This is a genomic window from Streptomyces sp. NBC_00209, assembly GCF_045206345.1.
GTDB lineage: Bacteria > Actinomycetota > Actinomycetes > Streptomycetales > Streptomycetaceae > Streptomyces.
The window spans coordinates 133,192-159,274 of the sequence record NZ_CP108122.1 but is presented as its reverse complement, the minus strand read 5'-3'; the positions used below and the strand labels follow the sequence as shown (position 1 = coordinate 159,274).

General features: G+C 72.9%; 28 protein-coding genes. 19 read left to right on the top strand and 9 right to left on the bottom strand.

The genetic code is table 11. From position 1 onward, the window contains the following. Positions 1 to 55: 55 nt before the first annotated feature. The gene (locus OG867_RS32540; RefSeq protein ID WP_328904703.1) at positions 56 to 913 is read right to left on the bottom strand and encodes a bacterial transcriptional activator domain-containing protein; all 858 of its coding nucleotides are present in this window, start codon (positions 911 to 913) and stop codon (positions 56 to 58) included. 379 nt (positions 914 to 1,292) lie between these two features. On the opposite strand from OG867_RS32540, the gene OG867_RS32535 reads away from it, so the two are divergent. Genes OG867_RS32535 through OG867_RS32485 form a run of 11 tightly spaced genes read left to right on the top strand, consistent with a single transcriptional unit; the run spans position 1,293 to position 11,349 of the window. Then, positions 1,293 to 2,510 (top strand): aminotransferase class I/II-fold pyridoxal phosphate-dependent enzyme, encoded by a 1,218-nt coding sequence (locus OG867_RS32535; protein ID WP_328904702.1) that lies wholly within the window; start codon positions 1,293 to 1,295, stop codon positions 2,508 to 2,510. Positions 2,511 to 2,556: 46 nt separating this feature from the next. Then, positions 2,557 to 3,807: a beta-ketoacyl-[acyl-carrier-protein] synthase family protein gene (locus tag OG867_RS32530; RefSeq protein ID WP_328904701.1), complete on the top strand. Its 1,251-nt coding sequence runs from the start codon at positions 2,557 to 2,559 to the stop codon at positions 3,805 to 3,807. After that, positions 3,804 to 4,670, top strand: a complete 867-nt coding sequence (locus OG867_RS32525; protein ID WP_331720425.1) for a MaoC family dehydratase — start codon at positions 3,804 to 3,806, stop codon at positions 4,668 to 4,670. The genes OG867_RS32530 and OG867_RS32525 overlap by 4 nt, the downstream gene beginning before the upstream one ends. Then, positions 4,667 to 6,196 (top strand): AMP-binding protein, encoded by a 1,530-nt coding sequence (locus OG867_RS32520; RefSeq protein WP_331720424.1) that lies wholly within the window; start codon positions 4,667 to 4,669, stop codon positions 6,194 to 6,196. Before OG867_RS32525 ends, OG867_RS32520 begins: the two co-directional genes overlap by 4 nt. Then, positions 6,193 to 6,450 carry a phosphopantetheine-binding protein gene (locus OG867_RS32515; protein ID WP_331720423.1) on the top strand — a complete coding sequence of 86 codons (258 nt, stop codon included), beginning with the start codon at positions 6,193 to 6,195 and terminating at the stop codon, positions 6,448 to 6,450. Before OG867_RS32520 ends, OG867_RS32515 begins: the two co-directional genes overlap by 4 nt. Before the next feature lie 2 nt (positions 6,451 to 6,452). Further along, positions 6,453 to 7,493, top strand: coding sequence for a hypothetical protein (locus OG867_RS32510; RefSeq protein ID WP_331720422.1), 1,041 nt, complete (start codon positions 6,453 to 6,455; stop codon positions 7,491 to 7,493). Then, positions 7,486 to 8,322 carry a tryptophan synthase subunit alpha gene (trpA, locus tag OG867_RS32505; RefSeq protein ID WP_331720421.1) on the top strand — a complete coding sequence of 279 codons (837 nt, stop codon included), beginning with the start codon at positions 7,486 to 7,488 and terminating at the stop codon, positions 8,320 to 8,322. The genes OG867_RS32510 and trpA overlap by 8 nt, the downstream gene beginning before the upstream one ends. 2 nt (positions 8,323 to 8,324) lie before the next feature. Then, on the top strand, positions 8,325 to 8,699 hold the full coding sequence (locus OG867_RS32500) for an ectoine synthase (RefSeq protein ID WP_328904696.1): 375 nt from the start codon (positions 8,325 to 8,327) through the stop codon (positions 8,697 to 8,699). Between the two features lie 36 nt (positions 8,700 to 8,735). Next, positions 8,736 to 9,881, top strand: coding sequence for an acyl-CoA dehydrogenase family protein (locus OG867_RS32495; protein ID WP_331720420.1), 1,146 nt, complete (start codon positions 8,736 to 8,738; stop codon positions 9,879 to 9,881). Then, positions 9,878 to 10,633 carry an N-(5'-phosphoribosyl)anthranilate isomerase gene (locus OG867_RS32490; protein WP_331720419.1) on the top strand — a complete coding sequence of 252 codons (756 nt, stop codon included), beginning with the start codon at positions 9,878 to 9,880 and terminating at the stop codon, positions 10,631 to 10,633. The genes OG867_RS32495 and OG867_RS32490 overlap by 4 nt, the downstream gene beginning before the upstream one ends. Next, a complete protein-coding gene (locus OG867_RS32485) occupies positions 10,630 to 11,349 on the top strand; it encodes an indole-3-glycerol-phosphate synthase (RefSeq protein WP_328904693.1) in 720 nt (239 codons plus the stop codon). The genes OG867_RS32490 and OG867_RS32485 overlap by 4 nt, the downstream gene beginning before the upstream one ends. Before the next feature lie 60 nt (positions 11,350 to 11,409). On the opposite strand, the gene OG867_RS32480 is transcribed toward OG867_RS32485, so the two are convergent. From OG867_RS32480 to OG867_RS32470, 3 genes are read right to left on the bottom strand one after another with little or no spacing between them, the layout of a single operon-like run. After that, on the bottom strand, positions 11,410 to 12,045 hold the full coding sequence (locus OG867_RS32480; RefSeq protein ID WP_331720418.1) for a DUF6875 domain-containing protein: 636 nt from the start codon (positions 12,043 to 12,045) through the stop codon (positions 11,410 to 11,412). After that, positions 12,042 to 12,686 carry a hypothetical protein gene (locus OG867_RS32475; protein ID WP_331720417.1) on the bottom strand — a complete coding sequence of 215 codons (645 nt, stop codon included), beginning with the start codon at positions 12,684 to 12,686 and terminating at the stop codon, positions 12,042 to 12,044. Before OG867_RS32475 ends, OG867_RS32480 begins: the two co-directional genes overlap by 4 nt. Further along, positions 12,683 to 14,107 carry an aminotransferase class V-fold PLP-dependent enzyme gene (locus OG867_RS32470; protein ID WP_331720416.1) on the bottom strand — a complete coding sequence of 475 codons (1,425 nt, stop codon included), beginning with the start codon at positions 14,105 to 14,107 and terminating at the stop codon, positions 12,683 to 12,685. Before OG867_RS32470 ends, OG867_RS32475 begins: the two co-directional genes overlap by 4 nt. Before the next feature lie 259 nt (positions 14,108 to 14,366). Between OG867_RS32470 and OG867_RS32465 the strand changes: the two genes are divergently transcribed. Both OG867_RS32465 and OG867_RS32460 read left to right on the top strand, forming a co-directional pair. Further along, the gene (locus OG867_RS32465; RefSeq protein WP_331720415.1) at positions 14,367 to 15,836 is read left to right on the top strand and encodes a multicopper oxidase family protein; all 1,470 of its coding nucleotides are present in this window, start codon (positions 14,367 to 14,369) and stop codon (positions 15,834 to 15,836) included. Between the two features lie 175 nt (positions 15,837 to 16,011). Beyond that, the gene (locus OG867_RS32460) at positions 16,012 to 16,638 is read left to right on the top strand and encodes a DUF1772 domain-containing protein (protein ID WP_331720414.1); all 627 of its coding nucleotides are present in this window, start codon (positions 16,012 to 16,014) and stop codon (positions 16,636 to 16,638) included. 58 nt (positions 16,639 to 16,696) lie between these two features. On the opposite strand, the gene OG867_RS32455 is transcribed toward OG867_RS32460, so the two are convergent. The 3 genes from OG867_RS32455 to OG867_RS32445 all read right to left on the bottom strand — a co-directional run bounded on the left by OG867_RS32455 (position 16,697) and on the right by OG867_RS32445 (position 19,455). Beyond that, positions 16,697 to 17,191 carry an anthrone oxygenase family protein gene (locus OG867_RS32455; protein WP_331720413.1) on the bottom strand — a complete coding sequence of 165 codons (495 nt, stop codon included), beginning with the start codon at positions 17,189 to 17,191 and terminating at the stop codon, positions 16,697 to 16,699. 171 nt (positions 17,192 to 17,362) lie between these two features. Then, positions 17,363 to 17,899 (bottom strand): pyridoxamine 5'-phosphate oxidase family protein, encoded by a 537-nt coding sequence (locus OG867_RS32450; RefSeq protein WP_331720412.1) that lies wholly within the window; start codon positions 17,897 to 17,899, stop codon positions 17,363 to 17,365. Beyond that, positions 17,896 to 19,455: an MFS transporter gene (locus OG867_RS32445; RefSeq protein WP_331720411.1), complete on the bottom strand. Its 1,560-nt coding sequence runs from the start codon at positions 19,453 to 19,455 to the stop codon at positions 17,896 to 17,898. Before OG867_RS32445 ends, OG867_RS32450 begins: the two co-directional genes overlap by 4 nt. A gap of 115 nt (positions 19,456 to 19,570) precedes the next feature. On the opposite strand from OG867_RS32445, the gene OG867_RS32440 reads away from it, so the two are divergent. The 4 genes from OG867_RS32440 (at position 19,571) to OG867_RS32425 (ending at position 23,054) form a co-directional block, all read left to right on the top strand. Continuing rightward, complete coding sequence (locus tag OG867_RS32440; protein WP_331720410.1) at positions 19,571 to 20,485, top strand: TetR/AcrR family transcriptional regulator C-terminal domain-containing protein; 915 nt, start codon at positions 19,571 to 19,573, stop codon at positions 20,483 to 20,485. 21 nt (positions 20,486 to 20,506) lie between these two features. Beyond that, positions 20,507 to 21,559 carry a phosphotransferase gene (locus OG867_RS32435; protein ID WP_331720409.1) on the top strand — a complete coding sequence of 351 codons (1,053 nt, stop codon included), beginning with the start codon at positions 20,507 to 20,509 and terminating at the stop codon, positions 21,557 to 21,559. Positions 21,560 to 21,660: 101 nt separating this feature from the next. Next, complete coding sequence (locus OG867_RS32430; protein ID WP_331720408.1) at positions 21,661 to 22,446, top strand: VOC family protein; 786 nt, start codon at positions 21,661 to 21,663, stop codon at positions 22,444 to 22,446. 77 nt (positions 22,447 to 22,523) lie between these two features. Beyond that, complete coding sequence (locus OG867_RS32425) at positions 22,524 to 23,054, top strand: GNAT family N-acetyltransferase (protein WP_331720407.1); 531 nt, start codon at positions 22,524 to 22,526, stop codon at positions 23,052 to 23,054. A gap of 15 nt (positions 23,055 to 23,069) precedes the next feature. On the opposite strand, the gene OG867_RS32420 is transcribed toward OG867_RS32425, so the two are convergent. Further along, the gene (locus OG867_RS32420) at positions 23,070 to 23,480 is read right to left on the bottom strand and encodes an SgcJ/EcaC family oxidoreductase (protein ID WP_331720406.1); all 411 of its coding nucleotides are present in this window, start codon (positions 23,478 to 23,480) and stop codon (positions 23,070 to 23,072) included. A gap of 49 nt (positions 23,481 to 23,529) precedes the next feature. Continuing rightward, positions 23,530 to 24,765 carry an MFS transporter gene (locus OG867_RS32415; RefSeq protein WP_331720405.1) on the bottom strand — a complete coding sequence of 412 codons (1,236 nt, stop codon included), beginning with the start codon at positions 24,763 to 24,765 and terminating at the stop codon, positions 23,530 to 23,532. A 100-nt stretch (positions 24,766 to 24,865) separates the two neighbouring features. On the opposite strand from OG867_RS32415, the gene OG867_RS32410 reads away from it, so the two are divergent. Then, positions 24,866 to 25,057 carry a hypothetical protein gene (locus tag OG867_RS32410; RefSeq protein ID WP_406291324.1) on the top strand — a complete coding sequence of 64 codons (192 nt, stop codon included), beginning with the start codon at positions 24,866 to 24,868 and terminating at the stop codon, positions 25,055 to 25,057. A 70-nt stretch (positions 25,058 to 25,127) separates the two neighbouring features. Then, positions 25,128 to 26,072, top strand: a complete 945-nt coding sequence (locus OG867_RS32405; protein ID WP_331720403.1) for a LysR family transcriptional regulator — start codon at positions 25,128 to 25,130, stop codon at positions 26,070 to 26,072. Positions 26,073 to 26,083 lie beyond the last annotated feature (11 nt).

Genomic DNA, 26,083 nt, shown 5'->3' with positions numbered 1-26,083 from the left:
TGCGAACCGGATTTCGCAGGAGCATTCCGCGGACGTTTCCCTGTCCGGGCAGGGTCTACGCGGCCGGCGGGAGCAGGGGCTCGTACGCGCGCATCAGGAGCGGGTCGATGCTCGCCGGGCCGCCGTACGGGGCCACCGCACGGGCCGCCTCGCGGGCCGGGTCGGGCTCGCGGAGCAGGCCCAGATAGAGCGTCTGGGTGGACGGGGCGGGCTCGATGCCGAGCTCGTCCGACAGGAGTTCGCGCAGCTGCTGGTAGACGCGCAGCGCGTCGGCCCGGTTGCCGGCGGCGGCGTGCGCCGTCATCCGGCAGCGGTGCGCGCTCTCCCGGAACGGCGCCCTGCGCACCGCCTCGTCGGCGTACCGCAGGGCGTGGTGGCTGTTGCCGAGGGCGGCGGCCGAGGCGCTGGACAGCTCCAGGGCGCTCAGGCGTACCGCCTCGATGCGCTCGCGGGTGGTGTTCACCCACTCGCCCTCGTGGGCGGGCAGGAACGCGCCGCGCAGATTGGCGACCGCGCCGGAGGCCAGTTGCAGGGCCACCGCGTGCGCGCCCTCCCGGCACGCCTGCCGGGCCTCGGAGACCGACGCCTCGGCCGTCTCCACATCGGTCAGCGCGTCGCTCGGCAGCTGGAGCAGGTAGCGCCCGCTCTGGGCGACCAGCGGAGTCTCGCCGGGCTTCTGGTGCGCGCTGGTGACGAAGGACCGCACCCGGCTGACGACGCTGCGCAGCGCGGACGCCCAGGTGTCGGGCAGACCCTGTGGCCACAGCGTGTCCGCGAGCTGGTCGCGGCTGGTGCCCGCGGAGCGCTCCAGGACGAGCCGGGCGAAGGCGATTTGGGCCTGTGCGCTCGACAGGTGCCGGGGCGGTTCCGCCTCGTGCTCGATGCTGACAAGTCCTACGAGCCGGATCAACACGTCGACACTCCCCCTGCGGCAGATCAGGAAACCGAGCGGGGAACACGGCGCCGTTGCTTTCTCTTTGCGCCGTTCAGTTCTCGCCATTCCCCGTGATGTCGTCGTGACCCTCGCAGGGGCGTTCAGGCCGTGTCAATTGAGCCCGGGAACATACCGGGGGGAATGAGTGGAAGCCCAAGTTCCGCTGAATCGAGGGTCCATGTTTCCGCCCTTCTCCATGCATTCACCAGGGGATTTCTAGTGAATCCCGAGCGGCTTCGAGCGTAATTCGAGAAGGGCTCCGGCTTCCTTGTTGCGGCCGCGTTGCGGAGCGCGGCGTAGAAATCCTGTCATGAATAGGCCGTTCGCCGGCCGACTGAATCAGTCTGAGGAGACCCACGTGAACGCAACCGGAGGCTGGGAACGGCTGGCGCCGAAGCTGGCCGCCACGAACAGGCGCGTGGCGGCACTGGAGTCGGAGCCGGAGCGCCGCAACAGTTTCGTCTCCTACACGGTCGAGCGGGACAGCGCCTACGCCGATCTCGACGGACAACGGCTGCTGATGATGTCCGGCTACAGCTATCTGGGTCTGGGCGGCGACGAACGCGTCGTCGCCGCCGCCAAGGCCGCCGTCGACCTGTACGGCAGCGGCAACCACGGCGTGCGTGCCCTGGCCGGGACGATCCCGCTGCACGAGGAGCTGGAGGCCGAGGTCGCCAGCTTCGCGGACCGTGAGGCGTCCATGGTCTTCAGCTCGGGCTACGCGGCGAACGTGGGCACCGTCGGCGGTCTCGTCGGCGCCGGCGACACCGTCTTCATCGACAAGTACGACCACGCCTCCATCGTGGACGGCTGCCGGCTCTCCGGCGCCACCGTCACCCGGTTCCGGCACAACGACGTCGACCACCTCGACCGGCGCCTGGCCGCCGCCTCGCCCGACGGGGTGCGGCTCGTCATCGTCGACAGCGTCTACTCCATGGACGGCGACGTCGCCCCGCTGCCCGAGCTCCGCAAGGTGTGCGACGAGCACAACGCGCTGCTCATGGTGGACGAGGCCCACGCGCTCGGCGTCATCGGCGCCACCGGCCACGGCATCGAGGAGCACTTCGACCACCGGGTGAAGGCCGACATCAAGCTCGGCACCCTGTCCAAGGGCATCCCGTCCATGGGCGGCTGGGTCACCGGACCCGCCGAGCTGATCGGCCACCTGCGCTACGCCGCCCGGCCGTTCCTCTTCTCCGCCGCCCTCGCCCCGGCCCAGGCCGCCGCCGCCCTGGAGAGCCTGCGCATCCTTCAGCGGGAGCCGGAGCGGGTCACCCACATCCAGCGCGAGTCCGCCCGCCTGCGCGCCCTGGTCAACGCCCAGGGGCTGCGTACGCAGGACAGCGAGACCGCGGTGCTGCCGCTGATCGCCGGCTCCGACGAGAAGGCGTACGACCTGGCCACCGCCTGCCGCCGCAACGGCGTCATCGGCATCCCCGTGGTCACCCCGGCCGTCCCCAACGACCTGGCCAGGCTGCGGATCGCGGTGACCGCGCGGCACACGCCCGAGGACATCGACTTCGCCGCCGACGCGTTCATCAAGTCCGCCCGCGAGTGCGGCATCATCCCGGCCTGACCAGCCGGTCAAGGCCCCGGGACACCGGACGGAGACGAGACCGAAGATGACAGCCGCAGCCTCCCACCGCACCCCGGTGGTGATCACCGGGATCGGTGTGGTCACCCCGGCGGGGTGCACCCCCGACGCCCTGTGGGCCGCGCTCCGCGCCGGCCGATCCACCGCCGCCCCGCTCGACCACCTGGACCTGTCCCGCCACCGGGTCCGGATCGGCTGCCGGGTCAGCGGACTCGACACGCAGGGCCCCGACGCCCTCGTGTCCGCCAAGGACGCGCGGCGCATGGACCCCTTCGCGCTGTACGGCACCACGGCCGCCCTTGCCGCCCACCGCGACGCCGGCGCCCCGGTCCCCGAGCCCGGGCGCACCGCCATCGTCGTCGGCAACGCGGTGGGCGGCCGCGCCACCAGCGACCGTGAGTCCGCGCACTACAGCGAGGCGGGCCCGCACCGGGTCAACCCGCTGATGCCGCTGCTGACCATGCCGAACGCGGCCGCCGCCCAGATCGCCATGCGCCTCGGCTGGACCGGCCCCGCGACCACCATCGCCACCACCTGCGCCAGCGGCGTCGACGCCATCGGGCACGCCACCGCGCTGCTCGCATCGGGCCAGGCCGACGTGGCCATCGCGGGCGGCTGCGAGTCCACCCTGACCCCGGTCACCCTCGCCGCCTTCGGCAACCTGAACGCGGTCTCCGGGCGCAACGACGACCCGGCGCACGCCTCCCGCCCCTTCGACCGGGACCGCGACGGGTTCGTCATGGGGGAGGGGGCCGGCTTCGTCGTCCTGGAACGCCTGGACGACGCGCTGGCCCGGGGCGCCCGCACCTACGCCCGGATCGCCGGGTACGCGGCCACCTCGGACGCGTACCACCTGTCGATGCCGCTGGCCGACGGGGCCGGCGCGGTCGCCGCGATGACCGGCGCGCTCACCGCCGCCGGGCTCGCCCCCGACGAGATCACGCACATCAACGCGCACGGCACCTCGACCCCGCACAACGACCGCGCCGAGGCCACGGCCCTCACCAAGGTCTTCGGCTCCGACGGTCCGCCCGTCACCGCGTCCAAGGGCGTCATCGGCCACCTCATCGGAGCGGCCGGTGCCGTCGAGATCATCGCCGCCGTCCAGGCCATGCGCGCCCAAGAGGTGCCGCCCACCGCCAACCACGCACACCTGGAGCCAGGAATGGAGATCGACGTGGTGCACACCAGTCCACGGCCCGTCGCCCTGGGGCCCGCGCTGTCGAACTCCTTCGGCTTCGGCGGCCACAACGCGAGCATGGTGGTGGCGCCGGTATGACGACCACCGCCCAGACCACCGCCCAGACCACCGCCCAGACCACCGCCCAGCCCCGCACCGCGATCCGCACCCTCACCGCCGACGAGGTGGCCGCCTTCCGGGCCGCCGTCCGCGCGGACCTGCCCGCGGCCGGGGAGCCCGGCGCCTCGCCGGTGCACGCCTTCGTCCTCGCGCACACCCTCGCCGACGCGACCGTACGCGACCTGGCGGCGGCCGAGCCCGAGCCCGTCTCCGTCGTCCATCTCGGCCAGGACATCCGGATCGAGCAGCCCCTGCTGCCCGGCGAGCGGATCACCGTCGGCCTCGACGTGGCCGGCGCCCGCCGCGAACCGAAGGGCACCCGCGTCGCCGTCCGGGCCCGCCTCACCGGCGAGGACGGCACCCCGCGCGCCGAACTCCTCACCAGCGCCCTGCTGGTGGGCGCCGCCGCCATCGAGCCCTTCGGCCAGATCCCGGCACCGGCCGCGCCCGCCCCGTCCGGCGGAGCCGGTGAGCCGGCCGCCGCCGAGCACCGGCTCACCCCCGCCTGGATCCGCGGCTACGCCCACGCCTCCGGCGACCTCAACCCGATCCACCTGGACGACCGGGCCGCCCAGGACGCCGGTTTCCCCAGCGTCATCGCGCACGGGATGAGCGTGCTCGCCCTGGCCGTCGAGGAGATCGCCGACCGGTACGCGGACGGCGACGTCACCCGCGTCCTCGCCGTCAGCGGGCGGTTCTCCGCCCCCGTGGTCCCGGACGTGCCGCTGCGGATCGAACTGGCCCCGGACGCCGACCGCACCCTGGTCCGCTTCACCTGCCGCACCCCCTCCGGCATCGCCGTGAAGAGCGGCTGGGCCCGGCTGGCGGGACGGCGGCCATGACCGGCCGGAGCGCCACCACCGGACTGCTCCCCGGCTTCCTCACCCAGGTCCGCGAGCGCCCCGACGCGCCCGCCCTGGTCTGGCACGGCGAGGAGACCAGCTACCGCGAGCTGTACGAGAGCGCCGGCCGCGAACGCGAGCGCCTCGCCCTGCTCGGGCTGCCGGCCGGCGAACCCGTCGGCATCCTCGCCGAGAAGTCGCCCGCCGCCCTCGCGCTCGTCCTCGGCTGCCTGCTCGCCCACCGCCCGTTCCTGCTGCCCTCCCCGCACCTCGGCGAGCAGCTGCTGACCCAGCTGTTCGCCCAGGCCGGCTGCCGGCACGTGCTGACCCCGGGCGGCGGACCGAGCGGGGTGCGGGTCCCGGCCCGCTCGGCGGCGTACCCGGTGCCTCCCCGTACCGCCTTCATGCTCACCACGTCCGGTTCCACCGGGCTGCCCAAGACCGTCCCGCTGGACGAGCGGGCCGTGGACCGGTTCGTCACCTGGGCCGGGCCCGCCTTCGCCGTCGCGCCGGGGACCACCGTCCTCAACTACGCGCCGCTCAACTTCGACCTGTGCTTCCTCGACGTGTGGACGACCCTCGCGCACGGCGGGCGGGTCGTCCTCGTGGACCCGGACAAGGCCGTCGACGGGCGCCACCTGCTCGACCTGCTGCTCCGGCACGACGTGGAGATCGTCCAGGCCGTGCCGATGTTCTACCGGCTCGTGCTGGACGCCGCCCGCCGGGCCGGCGTGCTGCTGCCTTCGGTGCGCCGGGCCGCCTTCACCGGCGACGTCCTGCCGGAACGCACCCTGGCCGAGCTGCGCGAGGTGCTGCCCGCCGCCCGCCTCACCAACATCTACGGCTGCACCGAGACCAACGACAGCTTCACGTACGACGTCGACACCGCGGCCACCGTCTTCGGCCCGCTGCCCATCGGCACCCCGCTCCCCGGGGTCTCGGTGCTCGTCCTGGACGCCGACGGCCGGGAGGTCACCGGCCCCGGAGCCGGCGAGCTGCACGTCAGTACGCCCTTCCAGACCGCCGGCTACCTCGACCCGGCCCGCAGCCAGGGCCGGTTCACCGGCCACCCGCTCGGCCACGACGACGGCACCTGGTTCCGCACCGGCGACCTCGTACGGCGCGACGTCGACGGGCTGCTGTACCTGACCGGACGCAGCGACTTCCAGGTCAAGGTGCGCGGCGTCGCCGTCAACACCGCCGAGATCGAGCAGGTGCTGCTGAGCCACCCCGCCGTCCTGGAGGCCGGGGTCGCCGCGCAGCCCGACCCGCTCACCGGCAAACGGCTCGTCGCCGGGGTGCGGCGCGCACCCGGCAGCGGCCTCAACAGCCTGCTCCTGAAGGAACACTGCGCCCGCGCCCTGCCCAGGGCCGCCGTCCCCGGCGTCCTGCGGATCACCGACGAACCGCTGCCCAAGACCCCCACCGGAAAGGTCGACCGCACCGCGCTCGACCGGCTGCGCGGACCGTCCCAGGCGCCGGACCACTCCCGCCGGCTGACCACAGTAGAAGGAAGGACGTCATGAGCAACACGGCCACCATCAAGCAGTTCCTGATCGAGGAGTTCCTGCCGGACCTCGCGCAGGACGAACTCGCCGACGACCAGGACCTGCTGTCGAGCGGAGCCATCGACTCGCTCGGCCTGCTCAAGCTCATCGCCTGGGTGGAGGAGCGCTTCGGGCTCGCCGTGGACGACACGGACCTCGACCCCAACAACTTCCGCAGCGTCACCGCCATCGACACGTTCGTCGCCGGCGCCCGCCAGGAGGTGAACCGCTAACCATGCACGACGCGCTCACCGGCCTGCTGGCGCGGCGCACGGTGGCCGAGCACGAGACCTGGCGGTCTCTGTGGGACCGGCTCGGCGACGGCACGCTCCCCAGGGAGCAGGCCGTCGCCCTGCTGGCCTCGCTGACCACCCGGCTCCCCGACCCCGCGACGCTTGCCGCCCTGCACGGCACACTCCTGGAACGGCGCCCCGCGCGCCCCGGGACCGCCTGGCCCGCGACCGTCAACGTCGTGGGCACCGGAGGCGGGCCCGCCACCTTCAACGTCTCCACCGCGGCGGCCTTCGTCGCGGCCGCCGCCGGCGTGCGTGTCGTCAAGTCCGGCTCCCGGGCCTACACCTCCAGCCTCGGCTCCGTCGACCTCCTCGAACGCCTCGGGGTACGCCTGACCTCCTCGTACGAGCAGACCGAGGAGCACCTGGAGCGGGACGGGATCGCCTTCACCGGGCCGTTCGTCTACCCGGTCGAGCTCGCCCGGCTCGCCCGGCTGATCGCGCCCGTGAGCATGAAGCCGTTCGGGCGGTTCCTCAACGCCCTCGGCCCGCTCCTCGCCGATCTGCCGGTCACCGCCCAGGTCACCGGTGTCTCGCACACCATGCCCCTGGACGACCTGCGCCGCCTCGCCGCCACGATCACCGGCCGCACGGTGTGGCTCACCAGCAACGACCGGGGCGCCGACGAACTTCTCGGCTTCGCCCGCAACACCCTCCACATCGCGCGGGGCGAGGACCAGGTCCTGGAGCCCGGCGCGCTGATCCCGGCCGACGGCGGCTTCGAGGCGCTGGCCCCCGCGCCCAAGGACGCGGCCATCGACCACTTCCTGGCCGTGCTCGCCGGGCGCGCCCATCCGGCGGCCACCGGCACGGTCCGCCTCAACGCCGCCGCGCTCGCCCTCGCGGCCGGCCATCACACCACCTGGCGCGACGCGCTCGACGCCACGGACGACGCCGTCACCAGCGGGGCCGCCGTGGCCCTGGTCGAGCGGCTGCGCTCCCGGCGGACCGCGGCGACGGCGGGGGCGGTCCGCCATGGCTGACTTCTTCACCGGGCGCGGACCCGGCCGGCCCGGGCTCACGCTGTTCCTCAACGCGGGCGACCCGTCCCTGGACGAGCTCGCCGAGGTCGTGCACATGCTGGACGAGGAGGGCGTCGACTGCCTCGAACTGGCGGTGCCCTTCCCGGACTCCTTCACCGACGGGCCGGTCGTCCGCCGCTCCGCCCGCCGCGCCCTGGACCGGGGCACCGGCCTGGACGACGTCCTCGGCTTCGTCGCCCGGGTCCGGCCGGGGCTGCGGGGGCTGCGGATCGCGCTGCTCGCCGACTGGAGCCACTCCCTCAAGCGCCGCGACCTCGGCGCTGCCGTCAAGGACGTCACCGCGTCCGGCGCCGACGGGCTCCTGGTGCACGGCCTGCCGCCCCGGCTGCGGGACGCCTACCGGGAGGCGACCGAGGCGGCCGGCACCGCCGTCGTCACCACCTGCTACCCGACCAGCCCCGAGGAGACCCGGGCCCGGGCGGCCCGCGAGTCCTCCGCGTACGTCTACCTGGTGGCGCACTACGGCCGCAGCGGCACCGCGCCGCCCGCCGGGCACGCCGCGCTCGCCCCGGTCGTCGCCGGGCTGCGGGCCCACACGAACTCCCCGATCGCCGTCGGCTTCGGGGTCAGTACGCGCAGCCACGTCGCGGCGGTCGCCGCGAGCGGCGCCGACGCAGCGATCGTCGGCTCCGCGGGCGTGGCGCGCGTGGAGCAGGCCCTCAACGAAGAGGGCTCCGTCACCACGGCACTGCGCGACTTCGTCCGGTCGCTCCAGCCCGGACCGGACGAGAACAGCACGGCCAATACCCCTATCCGAACAAGGAGTTGACCATGATCATCCGTGACCTGGAGACCGTCAAGAGCGTCGACTGGGGCAACGGGCTCAGCCGTCGTTTCCTCACCGAATCCGACGGCGTCGGCTACTCGATCACCGACACCACGGTGAGAGCCGGCACCAAGTCCCGCCTGGAGTACCGCAACCACCTGGAGTCCTGCTACTGCATCGAGGGCTCCGGCGAGGTCGTCGAGCTCGACGGCACCGTGCACCCCATCACGCCGGGCCGGCTGTACTCCCTCGACGAGCACGACGCGCACTTCCTCGTCGCCTCGCCGCACGAGGACCTGAGGCTCGTCTGCGTCTTCACCCCGGCGCTCCAGGGCGACGAGGTGCACAGCCTCGACGCGCACAACTCTTCCGCCTACTGACCGCACCGTGCACCAGCACCTCTGAAAGGGGGCCCCGTGATCCGCTGGAACACCGACCAGGCCGACCTCCGGGCCGGCCTGGTCCGGTGGGGCGAGGCACTCAGCGCCGACCACATCGCCCAGGACGAACGAGCGGAGTTCTCCTGGGAGAAGTGGAAACTGGTGCGCCGGGCCGGCATCCTCGCCCTGCCCTTCGCCGAGGAGCACGGCGGCCTGGGCCAGTCCCTCCTCACCACCATGTACGTCCTGGAAGGGCTCGGCGAGCACTGCCGTGACGCGGGTCTGAACTTCTGCGTCACCACCACGCTCGCCAGCACGGGCGTCCCCCTCATGCGGTTCGGCACGCCCGCGCAGAAGGCGGAATACCTTCCCCGGATCAGCTCCGGCGAGGCGATCGGCGCCCATGCGATCACCGAGTCGGAGTCCGGCAGCGACGCGATGGCGATGACCACGCGCGCCGAACGCGACGGCGACGACTTCGTGCTGAACGGAAGCAAGTGCTTCGTCAGCAACGGCCCCGTCGCCGACGTGTTCATCGTGTACGCGCGCACCCACCCCGACGGCGGGGCCCTGGGTGTGACCGCGTTCCTCGTGGACCGGGACACCCCGGGCCTGACCGTCGGCAAGCCCGTCAAGAAGATGGGCCTGCGCACCTCTCCGCTGAGCGAGCTGTACTTCGACGACTGCCGCATCCCGCGCGACCGGGTCCTCGGCCGGGTGGGCGGCGGCTTCATCGTCCTCGATCACGTGATGAAGCGGGAGATCCTGCTCTCGTTCATCGTGAACGTGGGGGAGATGCAGCACCGGTTCGACCGCTGCGTCGAGTACGCCCGCACCCGCCGGTCCTTCGGCAAAACCATCGGCTCCTACCAGTCCGTCGCCAACAAGATCGTGGACGCCAAGATCGGCATGGAGTCGGCCCGGAAGTGGCTGTACGACACCGCCGAGCGGCTGGAGGAGGGGCAGGACGTCACCGAGGACCTGGCCATCGCCAAGCTGATCACCAGCGAGGCCAACCTCGCCGGCTCGCTCACCGCCGTCCAGGTCTTCGGCGGCCACGGCTACATGAGCGAGTACGGGCTGGAGATCGACGTCCGCAACGCCGTGGGCGGCACGATCTACTCGGGCAGCAACGAGATCCAGTACAACCGCATCGCGTCCAAGCTGGGCCTGGGCCGATGACCACCCTGTCCCCACCGCGCACCCTCAAGGTCTGCGGCGCCACCAGCACCCGCGACATCGAGGTGCTGGCCGGCGCCGGGGCCGGACTCGTCGGCCTGTGGCACGGCGTCCCCGGCGGCCCCGCGGACCTGCCCGAGCACGAGGTGGCCGCCCTCGCGGCGGCCGTCCGCGCCACCGGCGCCCTGCACCCCGTCCTGGTCACCTTCCTCGGTGACCCGGACGCGGTCGCGGGCGTCCTGCGCCGCACCGGCATCCGCATCGTCCAGCTCCACGCCTACCAGCCGCCCGCCACCGTCCGCGCCCTGCGTACGGCGCTGCCCGACGCCGTCATCGTCAAGGTGCTGCACGTCGCGGACGGCACCTGCCCGGAACGCCCCCTGATCGGGGCGTACGAGCGGGCCGGCACCGACCTCTTCCTCATCGACGCCACCACCGCCGACGGCCGCGTCGGCTCCACGGGGCAGCGCCTGGACGAGGACACCGTCCTCCGGCTGGCCGAACGGTTCACCCTGCCGTTCTGGCTCGCCGGCGGACTCGACCGGACCAACCGGTCCGCGTACGAACGGGTCCTGCGCCACCCCCGGCTGCGCGGCATCGACGTCGACACCGCGGCCCGCGGCGGCGACGGCCGCTTCGGCACACCCGAGGTGGCCGGACTGGCCCACGCCTGGGACACCGGGCCGGGCCACCCGGACCCCCGCACTCCTTCCGCCACGGACACCCCGACCACACGGCCTACGGAGCAGCCATGAGCCTTCCCTTCATCGAGTCCCTGCTGTCGGCCCCGCAGCCCCTGGTGATGGAGGTCAAGCGGCGCGACGCGTTCGGCTTCGACCTCATCTCCGGCCACACCCCCGCAGAGATCGTCACCGCCTACGAGAAGGCCGGGGCGCCCTGCATCTCGGTCGTAACGGGACGCTGGTTCGGCGGCACCCGCGAACTGCTCCGCGATGTCGCCCGGCTGACCGAACTCCCCCTGCTCCAGAAGGACTTCATCACCCGCAAGGACCAGCTGGAGACCGCGCGGGAGCTCGGCGCCTCGGCCGTCCTGCTCACCGCCGGACTGCTGTCCGCGTCCGCGCTGCGCAATCTCACCGTCGCGGCGCTCAGTGCGGGCCTGACCCCGTTCGTCGAAGCCACCACCGAGGCCGAGATCGAGGCCGTGCCGCACGCCGACGAGTGCGTCATCGCCGTCAACAACAAGGACATCAAGACCCGGGAGCGCGACCGGGGCGACCTGTCCCGCAGCTTCGAGCTGCTGCCCGCCCTGCGCGCGAGCGGCACCCCCTGCCCGGTGAGCGCCAGCGCCATCGACAGCCCGCAGACGGCGGCCCGGCTGCTCGACGCCGGCTACAAGGGCCTCCTCGTCGGCACCGCCCTGCTGCGCAGCGGCGACCCCGGCGAGTGGCTGCGTACGCTGGAGAGCAGCCGGCGCCGCACCGTACAGCCGGCCCTCCATCCGTCGTGAGTGTCCGCACCGCGTGAAGGGGGCTCCGTGGCCACGGAGCCCCCTTCGTTCTGTCCGCCCTCAGGACACGACGCGGTTGACCAGCTGGTCGCGCACCCGCGCCGGGATGTCGGGGGCGAACCGGCGCAGATAGTGGTCGATGTGCCGGTCCGCGCCGACCAGGAACGGCAGGTCGAAGACCAGCAGCCGGCGCACCGCGAGCAGTGGCACCGGTGAGCGCAGCGGCGTGAAGTCCTCGTTCCACAGCCCCGGTTCGGCGCACAGCGGATGGAACTGGCCGATCATCAGCCCCTCGGCCACGAAGTCGTCCTTCGCGTCCGCCTGCAACAGGTCCAGGCCCGCCGGGTCCGCGTGGTCGAGCTCCGGGAGCACCATCAGTACGGTGAGGAGTTCCCGCTCGTCCTCCGGGAGCTCCGACGCCAGCCGTTCGTACCAGGTGCGCAGCGCCTCCACGGCACCGGGCAGCGCGGCCGGGGTGCTCTCGGCGGGCACGGCGAGCAGGAACCGGCCGGCGCGCAGCGAGGGCTGGGTGTACGGGCACACCGGGCCGCTGCGGCCCAGCTCGGGATGGCTCGACACCAGGAAGGTCCGGCTCCACTCCAGCACCGCGCGCAGCGGCCCGAGCTGTCCGGCCGGCACGAGACCGCGGTCCACCTGACCCGGCGTGTAGATCTGCAGCCGGCTGTCGCCCCTCATCGCGGCTCCCGCCACAGCGGCCGGAGGCGTGGTCCGCCGTCCGGCAGCACGATGTCCTCGCCCAGCCGCACGAAGCCCTGGCCCCGCGCCGATGCCTCGCCGCCGGGCGAGCTGGCCTCCGCGTAGGCCGCGCAGCCCGCCGCGTCGGCCTCCCGCAGCACGTCGGCGACGAGGGCGCCGAGCAGCCCCCGGCCGCGCGCGCCGCCGCGCACCGCGCCGAACGACGCGTAGTAATGCGGCCGGGCCGGGTGCCGGGACGCCTGGAGCTCGGCGATCAGCGCCAGCGAGGCGGCCTCGCGCACACCGAGGACGTCCTCGAAGCGCACGGCGAACTCCTCGCCCCGCGCCTCCAGCCCGGCCTGGGCGCCCGGCGGCGTCCACAGCAGCACGGCGTCCAGGTCCGGGGTGCAGGTCACCGCGTCGTACGCGAACGACATGTCGAGGAACACCTCGAACAGGCCGGGCAGCACCCGCGCCCTGCGCTCCGGGTCCGGGGTGATCCAGCGGGTGAGCGGGTCGTCGTGGAACGCGTCCGCCAGCAGCGCCGCGAGGGGGCCGGTTTCGTCGCGTCGGGCGCGCCGCAGGGCCGGCCGGGGTGCTGTCGGCAAGGGCGGCGGCGGGAACGTGGACAGGTGGGTCACGAAGTTCTCCTCCCGTTCGATGAGGGGTGTGCCGGGTGCGGCGGTCGGACGCGCCCGGTGACGGCGAGCTCTTCCACCCGGGTGTGCAGCTGGTCCAGGTGGAGTTCGGCTTCCGGTTTGATCAGGACGCTGCGCATCACCCGGGCCGTGGCGGCGTCGGCCACCACATCGGGTCTGCGCCGCGCGAAGTCCGCCGCGTCGGTCCGCAGCACGCTGAGGAACACGGGGTCCCGTTCCGCGTGCATGCCGTCCGTGAGCAGCCGGCCGGACGCGGCGTCGACGGCGGACAGCGTCAGCGGCCGGGCCGAGGGGAAGTAGCTGACGATGTCCAGCTGGGGTGCCTGGTACGTCTCCAGCTCCTCGGACGCCTCGATGCGCTCCGCCCATCCGACGGCCGCGCGGCGGCTGCCGGCCAGGATCTCGCCGAAGCCGTCCCGGGTCAGCGGCAGCAGGTGCAGCGTCAGCCAGAGCGCGGCGGCCGCCGCCCCGGCCCGCGAGCACTCCAGGCTGATCTCGCCCAGGTGCAGTGCGGCCTCGGTGAAGTAGGTGTACGGCGAGTCGTGCGCGAGGTGGTTGCGGGCGGCGTCGTCGTTGAACAGCACCGCCCCGCACCCGTAGGGCTGAAGGCCGTGCTTGTGCGGGTCCACGACGACCGAGTCGCAGTCCGCGATCGCCCGCCAGGGGCGTACGTCGATGCCCTCGGGCCGGTCCGAGCGCCCGAGGAGCGCGTAGAACCCGCCGTAGGCGGCGTCCACATGCACCCGTACGCCGTAACGCCGGGCCAGCGGCACCACCTCGTGCACCGGGTCGACCGCCCCCAGCCCCGTCGTCCCCGTGGTCACCACCACGGTGCCGACCCGGCCGGCCGCGAGCAGCCGTTCCAGGGCGTCCAGGTCGATGCGGCCCAGGCCGTCGGCGGGCACCCGGTGGCCCTCGACGCCGAGCACCCCGCACATGCGGGCATGCGTGTAGTGGCATTCGGCGCTGTACGCGATGCCGCGTCCGGGATGCGTCTGGCGCGCCACGTACAGCGCCTCCAGGTTGGCCATGGTCCCGCTCGTCGTCAGATGGCCCAGGTGCGAGCCCCGGAAGCCGAACATCCCGGCGAGCAGTTCCACGCACTCGCGTTCCATCTCGGTGGTGGCCGGACCGCCCTCGGCGGCGTGGTTGTTCGGGTTGAACAGCATCGCCGTGACGTAGCCGACGACCGCCGCGGGATGGGGCGGCTTGACCATCTGCCCCGCGTAGCTCGGATGGAAGAACGGATAGTTGTCGTCCAGCCGCTTCGAGAACGCGGCGAACGCGGCACCGAACTCCTCGTCCCCGACCAGGTGCGACGGGTGCTCCCGGTACGGGCCGAAGCGCTCTCCCCAGTGTTCGGCCACGTCTACGGCACGCGGCAGCCAGTAACGAAGATCCACGGTCGGCCTTCCGGTGGGGGGAGGTGGGCAGGGGCGTGGGGCAGCGGACGGCTCAGGTATACGGAGCGCAGCGCAAGCCGACCGCAAGCGATTCCCTGGCGGATCTGGCCCCGGTCTGGACCCGTTCTCAAGCGGCGTACCTGTACATATCGCGACAAAGTGGCCAGCTTCGTGCCCGCCCTAGCAGCCCCCGAGACGCGTGCGAGCCGTCCTTGCTGCACTCGGCGCGTCCGCCGAATCAAGCAGCAGGAGTTCCGTGATGGTGACCAGACGCACTCTGATGACCGCCCTGAGCGTCACCGGCGCCGGGCTGTTCACCGGCGCGGCCTTCACCCCGCTGATGACGGCGGGCGCCGCCCCGCGCGAGGACGCCGCCGCGGCCGGCCAGGCCGTCCCCGTCGGCCCCGCCGTCCAGCCGTTCCAGGTGCCGCTGCCCCTGCTGCCGGTGCTCACCCCCGGCGCGACGCGCGGCGGCGCCGACGTCTACGACATCACGATGCGCCGCACCCGCGCCGAGATCCTGCCGGGCCTGAGCACCGACGTCCTCACCTACGACGGGCACTTCCCCGGCGGCATCGTCCGGGCCCGCTCCGGGCGCCCCGTGGTGATGCGCCAGCACAACCAGCTCGGCGTGGACACCTCGGTGCACCTGCACGGCGCCTCGGTGCCCGTCGCCAGCGACGGCGACCCGATGCACACCTTCGCCTCCGGGACGAGCCGCACCTACACGTACCCGAATCAGCAGCCGCACGCCTCGCTCTGGTACCATGACCACGCCCACCACTCGGAGTCCGAGAACTGCTACCGGGGCCTGTCGGGCAGCTATCTGCTCACCGACGACGTGGAGGAGGCGCTGCCGCTGCCGGCCGGGCGCTACGACGTCACCGTGGCGCTGCGCGACGCCCACTTCGGCGACGACGGGCAGCTGCTGTACGTCCTGGACGACGCGGCGGGCCGCTCCACGATCCTCGCGAACGGCAAGCCGTACCCGTATCTCCGGGTCGCCGCCCGCGCGTACCGCTTCCGGCTGCTGAACTCGTCCAACCTGCGGTTCTTCGCGCTGCGCCTGGCCGACGGCTCGTCCTTCACGCAGATCGGCTCCGACGGCGGCCTGCTGCCGCGACCCTTCACCACCGACTCGCTGCTCCTGTCACCGGCCGAGCGCGCGGACATCGTCATCGACTTCTCCCGCTACCCGGTCGGCACCCGGCTGGTCCTGGAGAACACCCTCGGCCCCGGCGATCCGGACCGGACGGGCAAGGTCATGCGCTTCGACGTGGTGCGCAAGGCCCCCGACCCGAGCCGGGTGCCGCCCGTACTGCGTACACTGCCGCCGCTGCCGCCGGTGACCGGGCGGCGCTCCTTCGACCTGAACGTCGCCGTCGTCGGCGGTGAACCGCAGGGCACCATCAACGGCCGCGTCTACGATCCGGCGCGCGTCGACACCGAGATCCCGTACGGCGCCAGTGAGGTCTGGACCGTCACCAACACCAACACCGACGTGCCGCACAACTTCCACATGCACCTGGTGCAGTTCCGCGTCCTGGAACGCAACGGCAAGTCGCCGACCGGGGCGGAGGCGGGGCTGAAGGACACCGTGTGCCTGCTGCCCGGTGAGACCGTCAAGCTCCAGGCGACCTTCGACTCCTACCGGGGCACCTACGTCTACCACTGCCACCTGCTCGACCACTCCGCGATGGGCATGATGGCGCAGATGCGCATCCGCTGATCCGTCGCACCCGGGCACGCCCGTTCGAGTATCGCTCGACGTTCGCTGGAGGAACGCTCGTGATCCTGTCCAGGGCGGCCTCCGCGCCCGCGGCGGGAGCAAAAGCACCTCTATCCTCGTCAACAGCGCGCCTCGGCACCCTACTTACGAACCGGACAAGAGCGAGGACGTACCGATGACACCCAATCAGTACCCGCAGCAGCAGGGCCCCACCGGCGCGCAGGCGCCGTACCAGCAGCCGTGGGGTCAGCCAGCCGCGCCCGTGCCGCCGCGGGAGGACCGCCCGAACAAGGCCGCGGGCTGGCTGCACATGATCTCGGTGATCACGCTCGGGCTCATGGCCGGCCTGTTCTTCGCCTTCGACGTCTCGGTCATGCCCGGCCTGGCCAAGACCGACGACCGCACCTACGTGACCGCGATGCAGCAGTTCAACGCGATGATCGACGGCAACGGCCTGTTCGCGCTCGTCTTCATGGGGGCCATCGTCGCCGCGGGTCTCGCCGCGTTCCTGGAGTTCCGCCGGGGACGCAGGACCATCGCCCTGTGGGCCGGTCTCGCCGCCGTCCTCTACCTCGTCGTCCTCATGCTGACGATGGGTGTCGAGATCCCGCTCAACAACCAGCTCGCCGACCTCGGCAACCCGGCCAAGATCCACGACTTCTCCCTGGTCGACAAGTTCAAGGGCACCTGGGAGACCGTCAACATCTTCCGTACGCTCCTCAACACGGCGGCCCTCGGCTGTGCGGCGTACGCCGCCAAGCTGCACGGCCGCGCGGAGGCGCTGCTGTCCGCCGGCCGCTGAGCCGACGTTCCGGGGAGGGCGGGTACGGGCATGAGCCCGTACCCGCCCTCCCGCGCGTTCAGCTGCCGCCGTTGAGGACGAGGGCCCAGCACAGCAGCCCGGTGGCAGCGGTGCACAGCAGCGTCCGCAGTACGTTCCCCCGCGCCCAGGCCCCCTCGAACGCCGCCCGCACCGCCTCGGGCCGGGCGATCCCGTCCACCGGGCCCGCCGCGTCCAGCGCGTTGTTCAGCGGGATGTTCAGGCGGCTGGTGACGCCCATCGACGCGATGTAGCAGACGAGTGCCGCGACGGTCGGCACCACCGCGTCCCGGTTCCCGCCGCCGAACTGGAGCCCGACCGCGAGCCCGGTGAACACGAGGGCCCCGATGTAGCCGAGCACGAACCACCCGTTGAGGATGGCCACGTTGACCCGCTGCATCACATCGATGAACGTGCGGTCCCCCGTCCCGCGCAGCGCCGGCATCACGGAGATGGCGAAGCCGTAGAACAGCCCGCTGACCAGCCCCGTCGTCACGGCGGCCGCGATGAGCGCGAGCGTTTGTGCGATCTCCATTGCCTGACCCTTCAGCGTCTGCCGGTGCGGCGGTGCTTGCGCAAGTCAACTCTCCTCTGCGCAAAGGGAATGCAACAGGAAGGTCAAGTGCCGGAGTCCAGAGTACGGGGGTGCCCCCGGCGGCGGGACGCAATTGTGGCAGCCTGCGCGGGTGGATGATCTCGTCGGACGTCAGGGCCGGAAGCGGGTCTGGCTGAACCTCTCGCCCCGGCCGAACGCGAGGACCTTCGTCGGCCGGACCGCGAACACCGGGACGACCGCGCCCGGCTCCCCGGAGGTCTCCGGCTGGGGCCCCTCCGGCCGGTGCCGGAAACCGCCCTCGACCGCGTCGTACGGCCACCCGATCTTCGCCATCCACAGCTCCGCGAGCCGTTCCAGCGTCCCGCGCTCGGAGACGCGCAGCGCGGGACCCTCGACCACGACGTCGAGCCCGCGCCCGTACGCGTTGTTGCCGGTCGTCAGGGCGCAGTTCGGGTTGCGGGTGAGGTTGCGGCCCTTCTGCTCCTCAAGTCCCGTCGAGAAGTGCAGCGCCCCGTCGAGCCACACCGCCGGCAGCGGCGTCACGTGCGGCCGCCCGTCCGGCCGGACCGTCGAGAGCCAGAACATCTCGGCCCCTTCGAGGACGGCCACCACCTCGGCCCACGGGGTCGCCGTCGCACCGGCACTGCTGTAGTCGGGATGCAGCTCCGCCACTGGTTCGCTCATCATGACTCCGCGCTCGACACGGTCCTGGACACCCCAGTCTGCCCGGTGGCCGCCGTCCTGCCCGCACCTCGCAGCCACGTGAGTGACAGCAGGCCCGCCCCGGCCATGACAACGGCCGCACCGACGGCCGCGATGCTCATCCCGTGCGTGAACGCGTCGCGCGCCGCCGTCAGCACCGCGTCGGCCGACGCGCGCGGCAACTGCGCCGCGACAGCCGTGGCCCCGCCCAGCGTCTCGCGTACGGCGTCGGCCTGCGGTACGCCGGAGGGCAGCGCCCCGGCCATGTCCCGGCTGTAGGCGGCCGCACCGACGGAGCCCAGGACCGCCATGCCCAGCGCGCCGCCCAGCTCCTGGCCCGACTCCAGCACGGCCGCCGCCGCCCCCGCGCGCTCCGGCGGTGCCGCGCCCAGGGCGAGTTCGTTGGCCAGCGTCATCGCGGCGACCAGGCCGCCCGCGTACACGGACCCGCCGGCCAGGACGAACCACAGCGCTGAGTCCGTCCGGACCTGGGACAGCCAGAGGAACCCGCAGGCGGAGACGAGGAACCCGCCACCCATCACGTACGCCCGGTCGATCCGCTGCGCGAGCGCCGCCCCGGCCGGGGCCATGCAGGCCACCCCGACGGCCGGCACCAGGCTCCACAGCGCGGCGCGGAACGGGCTCAGGCCGAGGACCGACTGCAGGTACTGGGTGACGAAGACGGCCATCCCGACCGTGGCGAACATCGCGAGGAGGTTGGCGAGCACCGGCCCGCCGAAGGTCCGCCGGCCGAGCAGGCCGAGGTCGATCATCGGATGCGGGACGCGCCTCTGCCGCTGGACGAACACGGCACCGAGCACCAGCCCCGCACCGACGGCGAGCGCGGGCAGCGGCGCGTAGCCGTGCCGGGCCCACTCCTTGATGCCGTAGATGACCAGCAGCAGGGCCCCCAGGGACAGCCCCGCGCTCAGCAGGTCGAAGCGCGCACTCCCCGCCGCCCGGGACTCCGGCACCAGGAACGGCACGAGGACGAGCAGCAGCGCCATCGCGGGCACGTTGATCAGGAACACCGAGCCCCACCAGAAGTGCTCCAGCAGCAGACCGCTGACGACCGGCCCGAGCGAGATGCCCGTCGTCATCACGGCGGTCCACAGGCCCACCGCCCGGCCGCGCTGCCGGGCGTCGTGGAAGAGGTTGCGGATCACGCCGAGGGTCGACGGCATCAGCGCGGCGCCGCCCACACCGAGCAACGCCCGTACAGCGATGAGCAGTTCGGCCGTGTGCGCGTACGCGGCTGCCGCCGAGGCCACCGCGAAGAGGACCGCTCCCACGAGCACCAGCTTGCGCCGGCCGAAACGGTCACCGAGCGCGCCCATCGGGATGAGCAGCCCGGCGAGCACGAAGCCGTACATGTCGAGGACCCACAACTGCTGGGTAGCGCTGGGTTCCAGGTCCCGGCTGATGTAGGGGATCGCGAAGTACAGGACCGAGACGTCCATCGAGACGAGGGCCAGGGGCAGCATCAGGACGCCGAGGGCGGTCCATTCCTTGCGCCCCGCACGGGGCGTGTTGTTCTCCATGAGCGGCAGGGAAGCGGTGCGCCCGCGTACACCGCAAGCGGATGCCTAGTGCACTCCCGTACATGCCTTGCCCAGCAGCCCGTTCACCCGTAAAGCGCACTAGTACAGTGCGGCCATGACCGAGGAACCGCCCTACCTCCGCATCGCCGGGGACATCCGGCGCCGTATCGCCTCCGGCGAGCTCGTGCCCGGGGACCGCGTCCCCTCCACCCGGCGCATCACGCAGGAGTGGGGCGTCGCCATGGCGACCGCGACGAAGGCGCTCGCCGCCCTCGGCCAGGAGGGTCTGGTACGGGCCGTGCCCGGCGTCGGCACCGTGGTCGCCGACTCGGGGCGCGCCCGGCCCCCGGCCCCGCGGCACGGCCTCACCCGGGACCGCATCGTGCACGCCGCGATCGCCCTCGCCGACGTCGAAGGGCTGCCCGCGCTCTCCATGCGCCGGATCGCCACCGACTTCGGGGTGTCCACCATGGCGCTCTACCGTCACGTCCCGAACAAGGGCGAACTCGTACGGCTGATGTCGGAGGCGGTGTTCGAGGGCGCCCCGCCCGGGCCGCTCCCCACCGGCTGGCGGGACCGGTTGGAGCGGGAGGCGCGGTGGCTGTGGACCCTGTACCGGCGCCACCCGTGGATGGCGCGCGCGATGTCCGCCCTCACCCGCCCGACGGCCTCGCCCCACGCGATGCGCTACACCGAGCGGACCCTCAGCACCCTGAAGGGACTGGGCCTGACACCGACCCAGATGATCTACGTACACCTCGCCCTCCTCGGATACGCGCAGGGCATCGCGGCGGCCGTCGAGCTGGAGTCGCAGGCGTGGCAGGAGACGGGGATGACGCCCGAGGAGTGGATGGCGTTCCACGAGACCCGCATGGAGAGCATTCAGACCGCCGGCTCCTATCCGACCCTCTCCACGCTCTTCGGCGACGAGGAGTTCGATCTCGAACTGGGCACGCTCTTCACCTTCGGCCTCGAACGGCTGCTGGACGGGGTCGCGGCGCTCGTGGAAAAGCGGACCCGGGATGCCTGAGCAGGGCATACGCTCCTCCCCATGCCGAACTCCCTCCCGCTGACCGCTCCCCTGCTCTCCGCCATCGGCGGCATCCCCGCGCAGGCCGAGCCCCTGGACAGCAGCCCCCGGTCCCGGGTCTGGCGGGTGCGGGCGGGCGACGGGCGGCCCGTGATCGTCAAGCAGATCACCGACGACGGGGACACCACCGCCGACGCGGACGCGCGCTTCGCCCGGGAGGCCGCCGGGCTGCGGCTGGCGGGGCGCGGCTCCGTGGCCCCCGCGCTGCTCGCCACGGACCCGGCCGCGCGGGTCATGCTCCTCGAGTACGTGGACGACCTCGGCCGGACCGAGGACTGGATGCCGGGGTACGCCGAAGCGCTGGCCCGGCTGCACGCCCTGACCGGGCCCGCCGACGCGGGCGCGCTCCCCGCCTGGTCGGGCCCCACGGCCGCCGACGCGGAGTCCTTCCTCGCCCTCGCCCGGGCGCTCGACGTGCCCGTACCGGCCGCCGTCCCGGACGAACTCGCCGGGCTCCTGGCACGGCTCGACCCCACCGGGCACCACGCCCTGCTCCACGGCGACCCCTGCCCCGGCAACGACCGGCGCACCCCCGACGGCGTCCGCTTCGTGGACTTCGAGCGGGCCGCACTCGGCAACGGCCTGGTCGAGCTGGCGTACTTCCGCATCGGCTTCCCCACCTGCTGGTGCGCCCTGTCGGTCACCGCCGCGCCGCTCACGGAGGTCGAGGCCGTCTACCGCGGCACCTGGCGCGACCTCACCGGGAAGGACGTGCCGGGCGACCTCGCCGACGCGTGCGCGGGCTGGCTGATCCAGGGCGACGCGCTGGTCGAACGGGCGCACCGGGGGACGGCCGACCAGCTCGCCCGGGTGCCCACCGAGGACTTCGAGTGGGGGTACGTCTCGGCCCGCGAACGCCTCGTGCACCGCCTGGGCGTCGTCGCGGACCTGACCCGCGACCACGACCACCTGCACGCCCTCGGCCGCCTCGCCTCCACCCTGGCCACCCGCCTGCTGGAACGCTGGCCGGCCCTCCGCCCGCTGCCCACGCAGGACGAGCGGCCCTGGTACTGAACGGGGTTGTCACCCGTACGGGTCGATTCCACTCGCGCGGGGTCCGGGTAAGGACGGCCCGTCCGTCCCCGAGCAGCCTCCCGGAGGCACCCGTGCCCGAAATGAACGATCCCTACCGGCCCGGCACCCCCTGCTGGATCGACCTGATGGTCCCCGACCAGCAGGCGGCCATCGACTTCTACTGCGACCTCTTCGGCTGGCAGGGCGAGGTGGGCCCGCCGGAGCAGGGCGGCTACTCCGTCTGCACGCTCAAGGGCAAGCCCGTCGCCGGGATCATGAAGGCGATGAACCAGGACGGTACGGTGCCGGATCCGATGCCGCCGACGGCGTGGACGACGTATCTGTCGACCGACGCCATCGACGCCACGCTCAGGTCCGTCACCGAGGCCGGCGGCACGGCCGTCGTCCCCCCGATGGACGTCATGGACCTCGGCCGCATGGCCGTCATCACCGACCCGGCGGGCGCCGTCTTCGGCCTGTGGCAGCCCGGCACCTTCGGCGGCGCGGGCATCGTCAACGAGCACGGCGCGCTGGTCTGGAGCGAGCTGACCACCCCCGACCCGGACGCGGCGTCCGCGTTCTACTCCGCCGCCCTGCCGGTGACGGCGACCCCCTCCGAGATGGAGGGCGCCGACGGCTACGTCGAGTTCCAGGTCGAGGGGCGGGCGGTGGGCGGCATGATGGACATGAGCAAGATGCCGCCGGGCGTCCCGCCGCACTGGCAGCCGTACTTCGCCGTGGACAGCGTGGACGACATCCAGGCGGCCGCCGTCCGCGCGGGCGCCACGGTTCTGGCTCCCGCCTTCGACATGGTCGCCGGCCGCATGGCGGTCCTGGCCGACCCCCAGGGTGGCCCGTTCTCGGTCATCGCGCCGAAGATGCCGTAGGGCCCGGCGCGGGCGCGGGGAGGACGCCACCTCCCGCGCCCGACACCGCATGCGTACACGCGTGCGAAGATCGGGGCATGAAGGACCTGGGCCCGACCGACCTGCGCTTCCGCCTCGCCGGCGGCGCCGACCTCGCCTCCCTCGTACGGCTGCGCGACGACGCGGCTCGCCGGCTGCTCGCCCGGGGCGTCACCGGCCAATGGCACCCCGGCGAACTGGGCGAGGACCACTTCCGCCGGATCATGGAGACCGGCGAGGTATGGCTCGCGGAGGCCGGGGGCCGGGCCGTCGGCGCCTGGGAGCTGTGGTGGCAGGACGAGGACGCCTGGGGCCCGCAGCCGGCGCCGGCCGGTTACGTGCACCGGCTGATGGTGGACCGCGGCAGCGTCGCGCCCGGCACGGGACGCCGGCTCCTGCGTGCCGCCGAACGCCGTGTGGCCGAGGCGGGCCGGACGCTGGTGCGCCTGGACTGCCTGGCGGGGAACGAACCCCTGACCGCGTACTACCTCGGCGCCGGCTACCGGGTGGTCGGCCGCAAGGAGGGCAAGCCGCAGCCGGGCGGTACGCCGAAGTCGTTCACGCTCCTCGAAAAGGCCCTCGCGGGCTGACCGGCGCGGACCCGCTCAGCCCGTCACGACCTGCGTGTTCTGACCGGCGGTCAGCAGCCACCGTCCGTCGTCGCCCCGGCTCATCACGTACAGCGGAGCGCCCTCGCTCTCCTCATCCGGCGCCAGGTAGCGCTGCCGGATCTTGACCGCCGCGACGTCCGGGCGGATGAAGAGGACGTGGGCCACCTCGTAGGTGACGTGCCCGGCCCAGTCGGCGGCGGGCAGCACGGTCCTGGTGAACGCGGAGATCGCGTCGATGCCGATGAGGACCTTGCCGTGGGCCGTCGTCCAGACCGCGTCGGGCCGGAAGAGGGCCAGGAACGCGTCGGGGTCCTTGCGCTGCTGGGAGCGCTCGACGGTGGCGACGACCGCGCGGATCGCTTCGAGGTCGGCGGCGTGTGTGCGTGTTTCGGTCTCGGTATCCATGCCAGGCATCGTGCAACCTCAAGTCCGGTTGAGATCAAGCCGCTTGAGATCAAGTCCGGTCGAGGTCGAGGGCCGTCCGGGGTGCCGGCTCCCGCCGGGGGAGCAGGAACGGGGTGCCCAGGATGAGCAGCCCGGCGACCGCGAGGCCCGTGCGCGGCCCGGTGGCGTCGGCGAGCAGCCCGGCGAGCGCGGTGAGCACGGCGATGGACGCCTGCTGCCCGATCGACCAGGCGGTGAGCATACGGGCGACGAGGTGCTGGGGCGTGTGTTCCAGCCGGTACGTGGAGAGCACCGGCCCGTACAGGCTCATGTTGACGATGATGGCCAGCTCGACGGCCATCACCGTGACGAGCCCGACGACACCCGGCCGTACGAACACCAGCCCGATCAGCCACACCGCGCGCAGGGTGCCCACGGTCCGGAAGACCCGGTCGCGGCCGTAGCGGGCGACGACCCGGCGGGCCAGCCGCGAGCCGATGAGCCCGCCGAGACACGGAGCGGCGAAGGCGAGACCGTACTGCCAGGGCGGAAACCCGAGCCGGCGCAGCAGGAGCACGGCCAGCAGCGGTTCGGTGGCCATGATGAGGCCGCCGACGAGGACCTGGTTGAGGTAGAGCGCGCGCAGCACGGGGTGGCCGAAGATGTGCCGCCACCCGGCGAGCAGCGCGCCCGCCCGCAGCGGAGTCCTGCCTGTCGTTCCCGGCGCTTCCTCCTTGCCCCGGATCGCGGTGATGCCGAGCGCGGAGAGCAGATAGCTGAGCGCGTCGGCCACCACGGTGGTGACCGGCCCGAAGACCCCGATCGCCGCGCCGCCGAGGGGCGGGCCGACCGCGATGGAGCTCCAGTTGGTGGACTCGAAGCGCGCGTTGGCGACGAGCAGGTCCTCCTGGCGGACGAGCGTCTTCAGATACGCGCCACTCGCCGCGCCGAACGCGATCTTCGCCGCGGCGATCACCGCCGACACCACCAGCAACTGGACGAACCCGAGCAGCCCGAAGGCGTACGCGACCGGGACCGACGCCATGGCCGCGAACCGGACCAGGTCCATCCCGATCATGACGGGCCGCTTACGCCGGAACTCCACCCAGGGCGCGAGCGGCACCGCGATCAGCGCCCCCACGGCGGGCCCGACCGCGGACAGCGCGGACACCTGGGCGGGCCCGGCGTCCAGCACGAGCACGGCGAGCAGCGGCAACGCCCCGAACCCGAGCCCCGACCCGTACGCGCTCACGGCGTAGGCGGCCCACAACCAGCCGAACGGCCGCCCCAACGCTCTTCTGCCCACGCCGCCTCACCCGTACAACCCGTCATAGCCGGGTGCGAGCTAACCGCTCGGCGGAACCGCAGGTCAAACAACCAAAGGGATGTTCGTGCACAACCATTGGTTGTCAGATGACTGGGGGCGCGGTCTCGGCGTCGCCCTCACCCTCGCGGCGGTCATCGCCAACAACGCGTATGGCCGCCGAGCGGCGAAGCGGGGGCGCGTTGCCGCGGCGTCGGACCCCGCCGGAGGACTGGCCGCTGCCGCGTCGGCCCCGGCCGCCGGCACCGGGAAGGCGCTCACCAAGGCCGCATGACGTTGCCCGGAGGCCGCACCACGAAGGGGAGCGCCACACGGGGCGCTCCCCTTCCCTAAGGTAGGGCGACGTGGATCTCCAAGCAGTACGCACCTTCGTCGCCGTCACAGAAGCGGGCGGGTTCCAGAAGGCCGCGGCGGACCTCTCGGTCACCCAGCAGGCCGTCTCCAAGCGGATCGCCGCCCTGGAACAGGCCCTCGGCGTCCGGCTGTTCACCCGCGCCCCGCGTGGCGCCGAGCTCACCATCGACGGCCGGGCGTTCCTGCCTCACGCACGCGAACTGCTCCGCGCGGCCGAGCGCGCGAGCGCGTCCGTACGCCCCGGCAGCCGGCCGCTCCGCGTCGACGTGATCGCGTCCCGCACCGCGCAGTCGAGCCTGATGCGCGCCTTCCACCGCGCGCACCCCGGGATCGCCCTCGACGTGATGACGCTGGTCAGCATGGACACGGCCGTCGCCGCCCTCCGCTCCGGCGAACTCGACGCGACGTTCCGCGCGGTGGCCGCCCCCGGCCACCCCCTCCCCGACGACATCGAGTCCGCCCGCGTCCTGGACGAACCCCTCCAACTCCTCACCGGCCCCGCCCACACCCTGGCCGATGCCCCCTCGGTGGCCCTCGCCGACCTGGTGGGCCACCGCATCTGGATGCCGGGCATCGCCCCCGGCACGGAGTGGGGCGCCTACTACGAGGACCTGGTCGCGGAATTCGCCCTCACGATCGAGGCGACGGGCCCGAACTTCGGCTCGGACGTCCTGCTCGACACCATCGCGGACACCCCGTCCCTGGCCACGTTCATGGGCGAACACTCCCGCCTCATCTGGCCCGAATCCCACGCCCTCCGCCGCATCCCGATCACCGACCCGACCCCGGTCTACCCCCACTCCCTCCTCTGGCACCGCGACAACCCGCACCCGGGACTGACGACGCTGCGGGGGCACCTGGGGGCGGCGGGGGAGTACGGGGCGGCGGGGAGTTGGGTGCCGGGGTGGGTGATCGGGCGCCGAACGGGAGCATGAGCCCTCCAGGA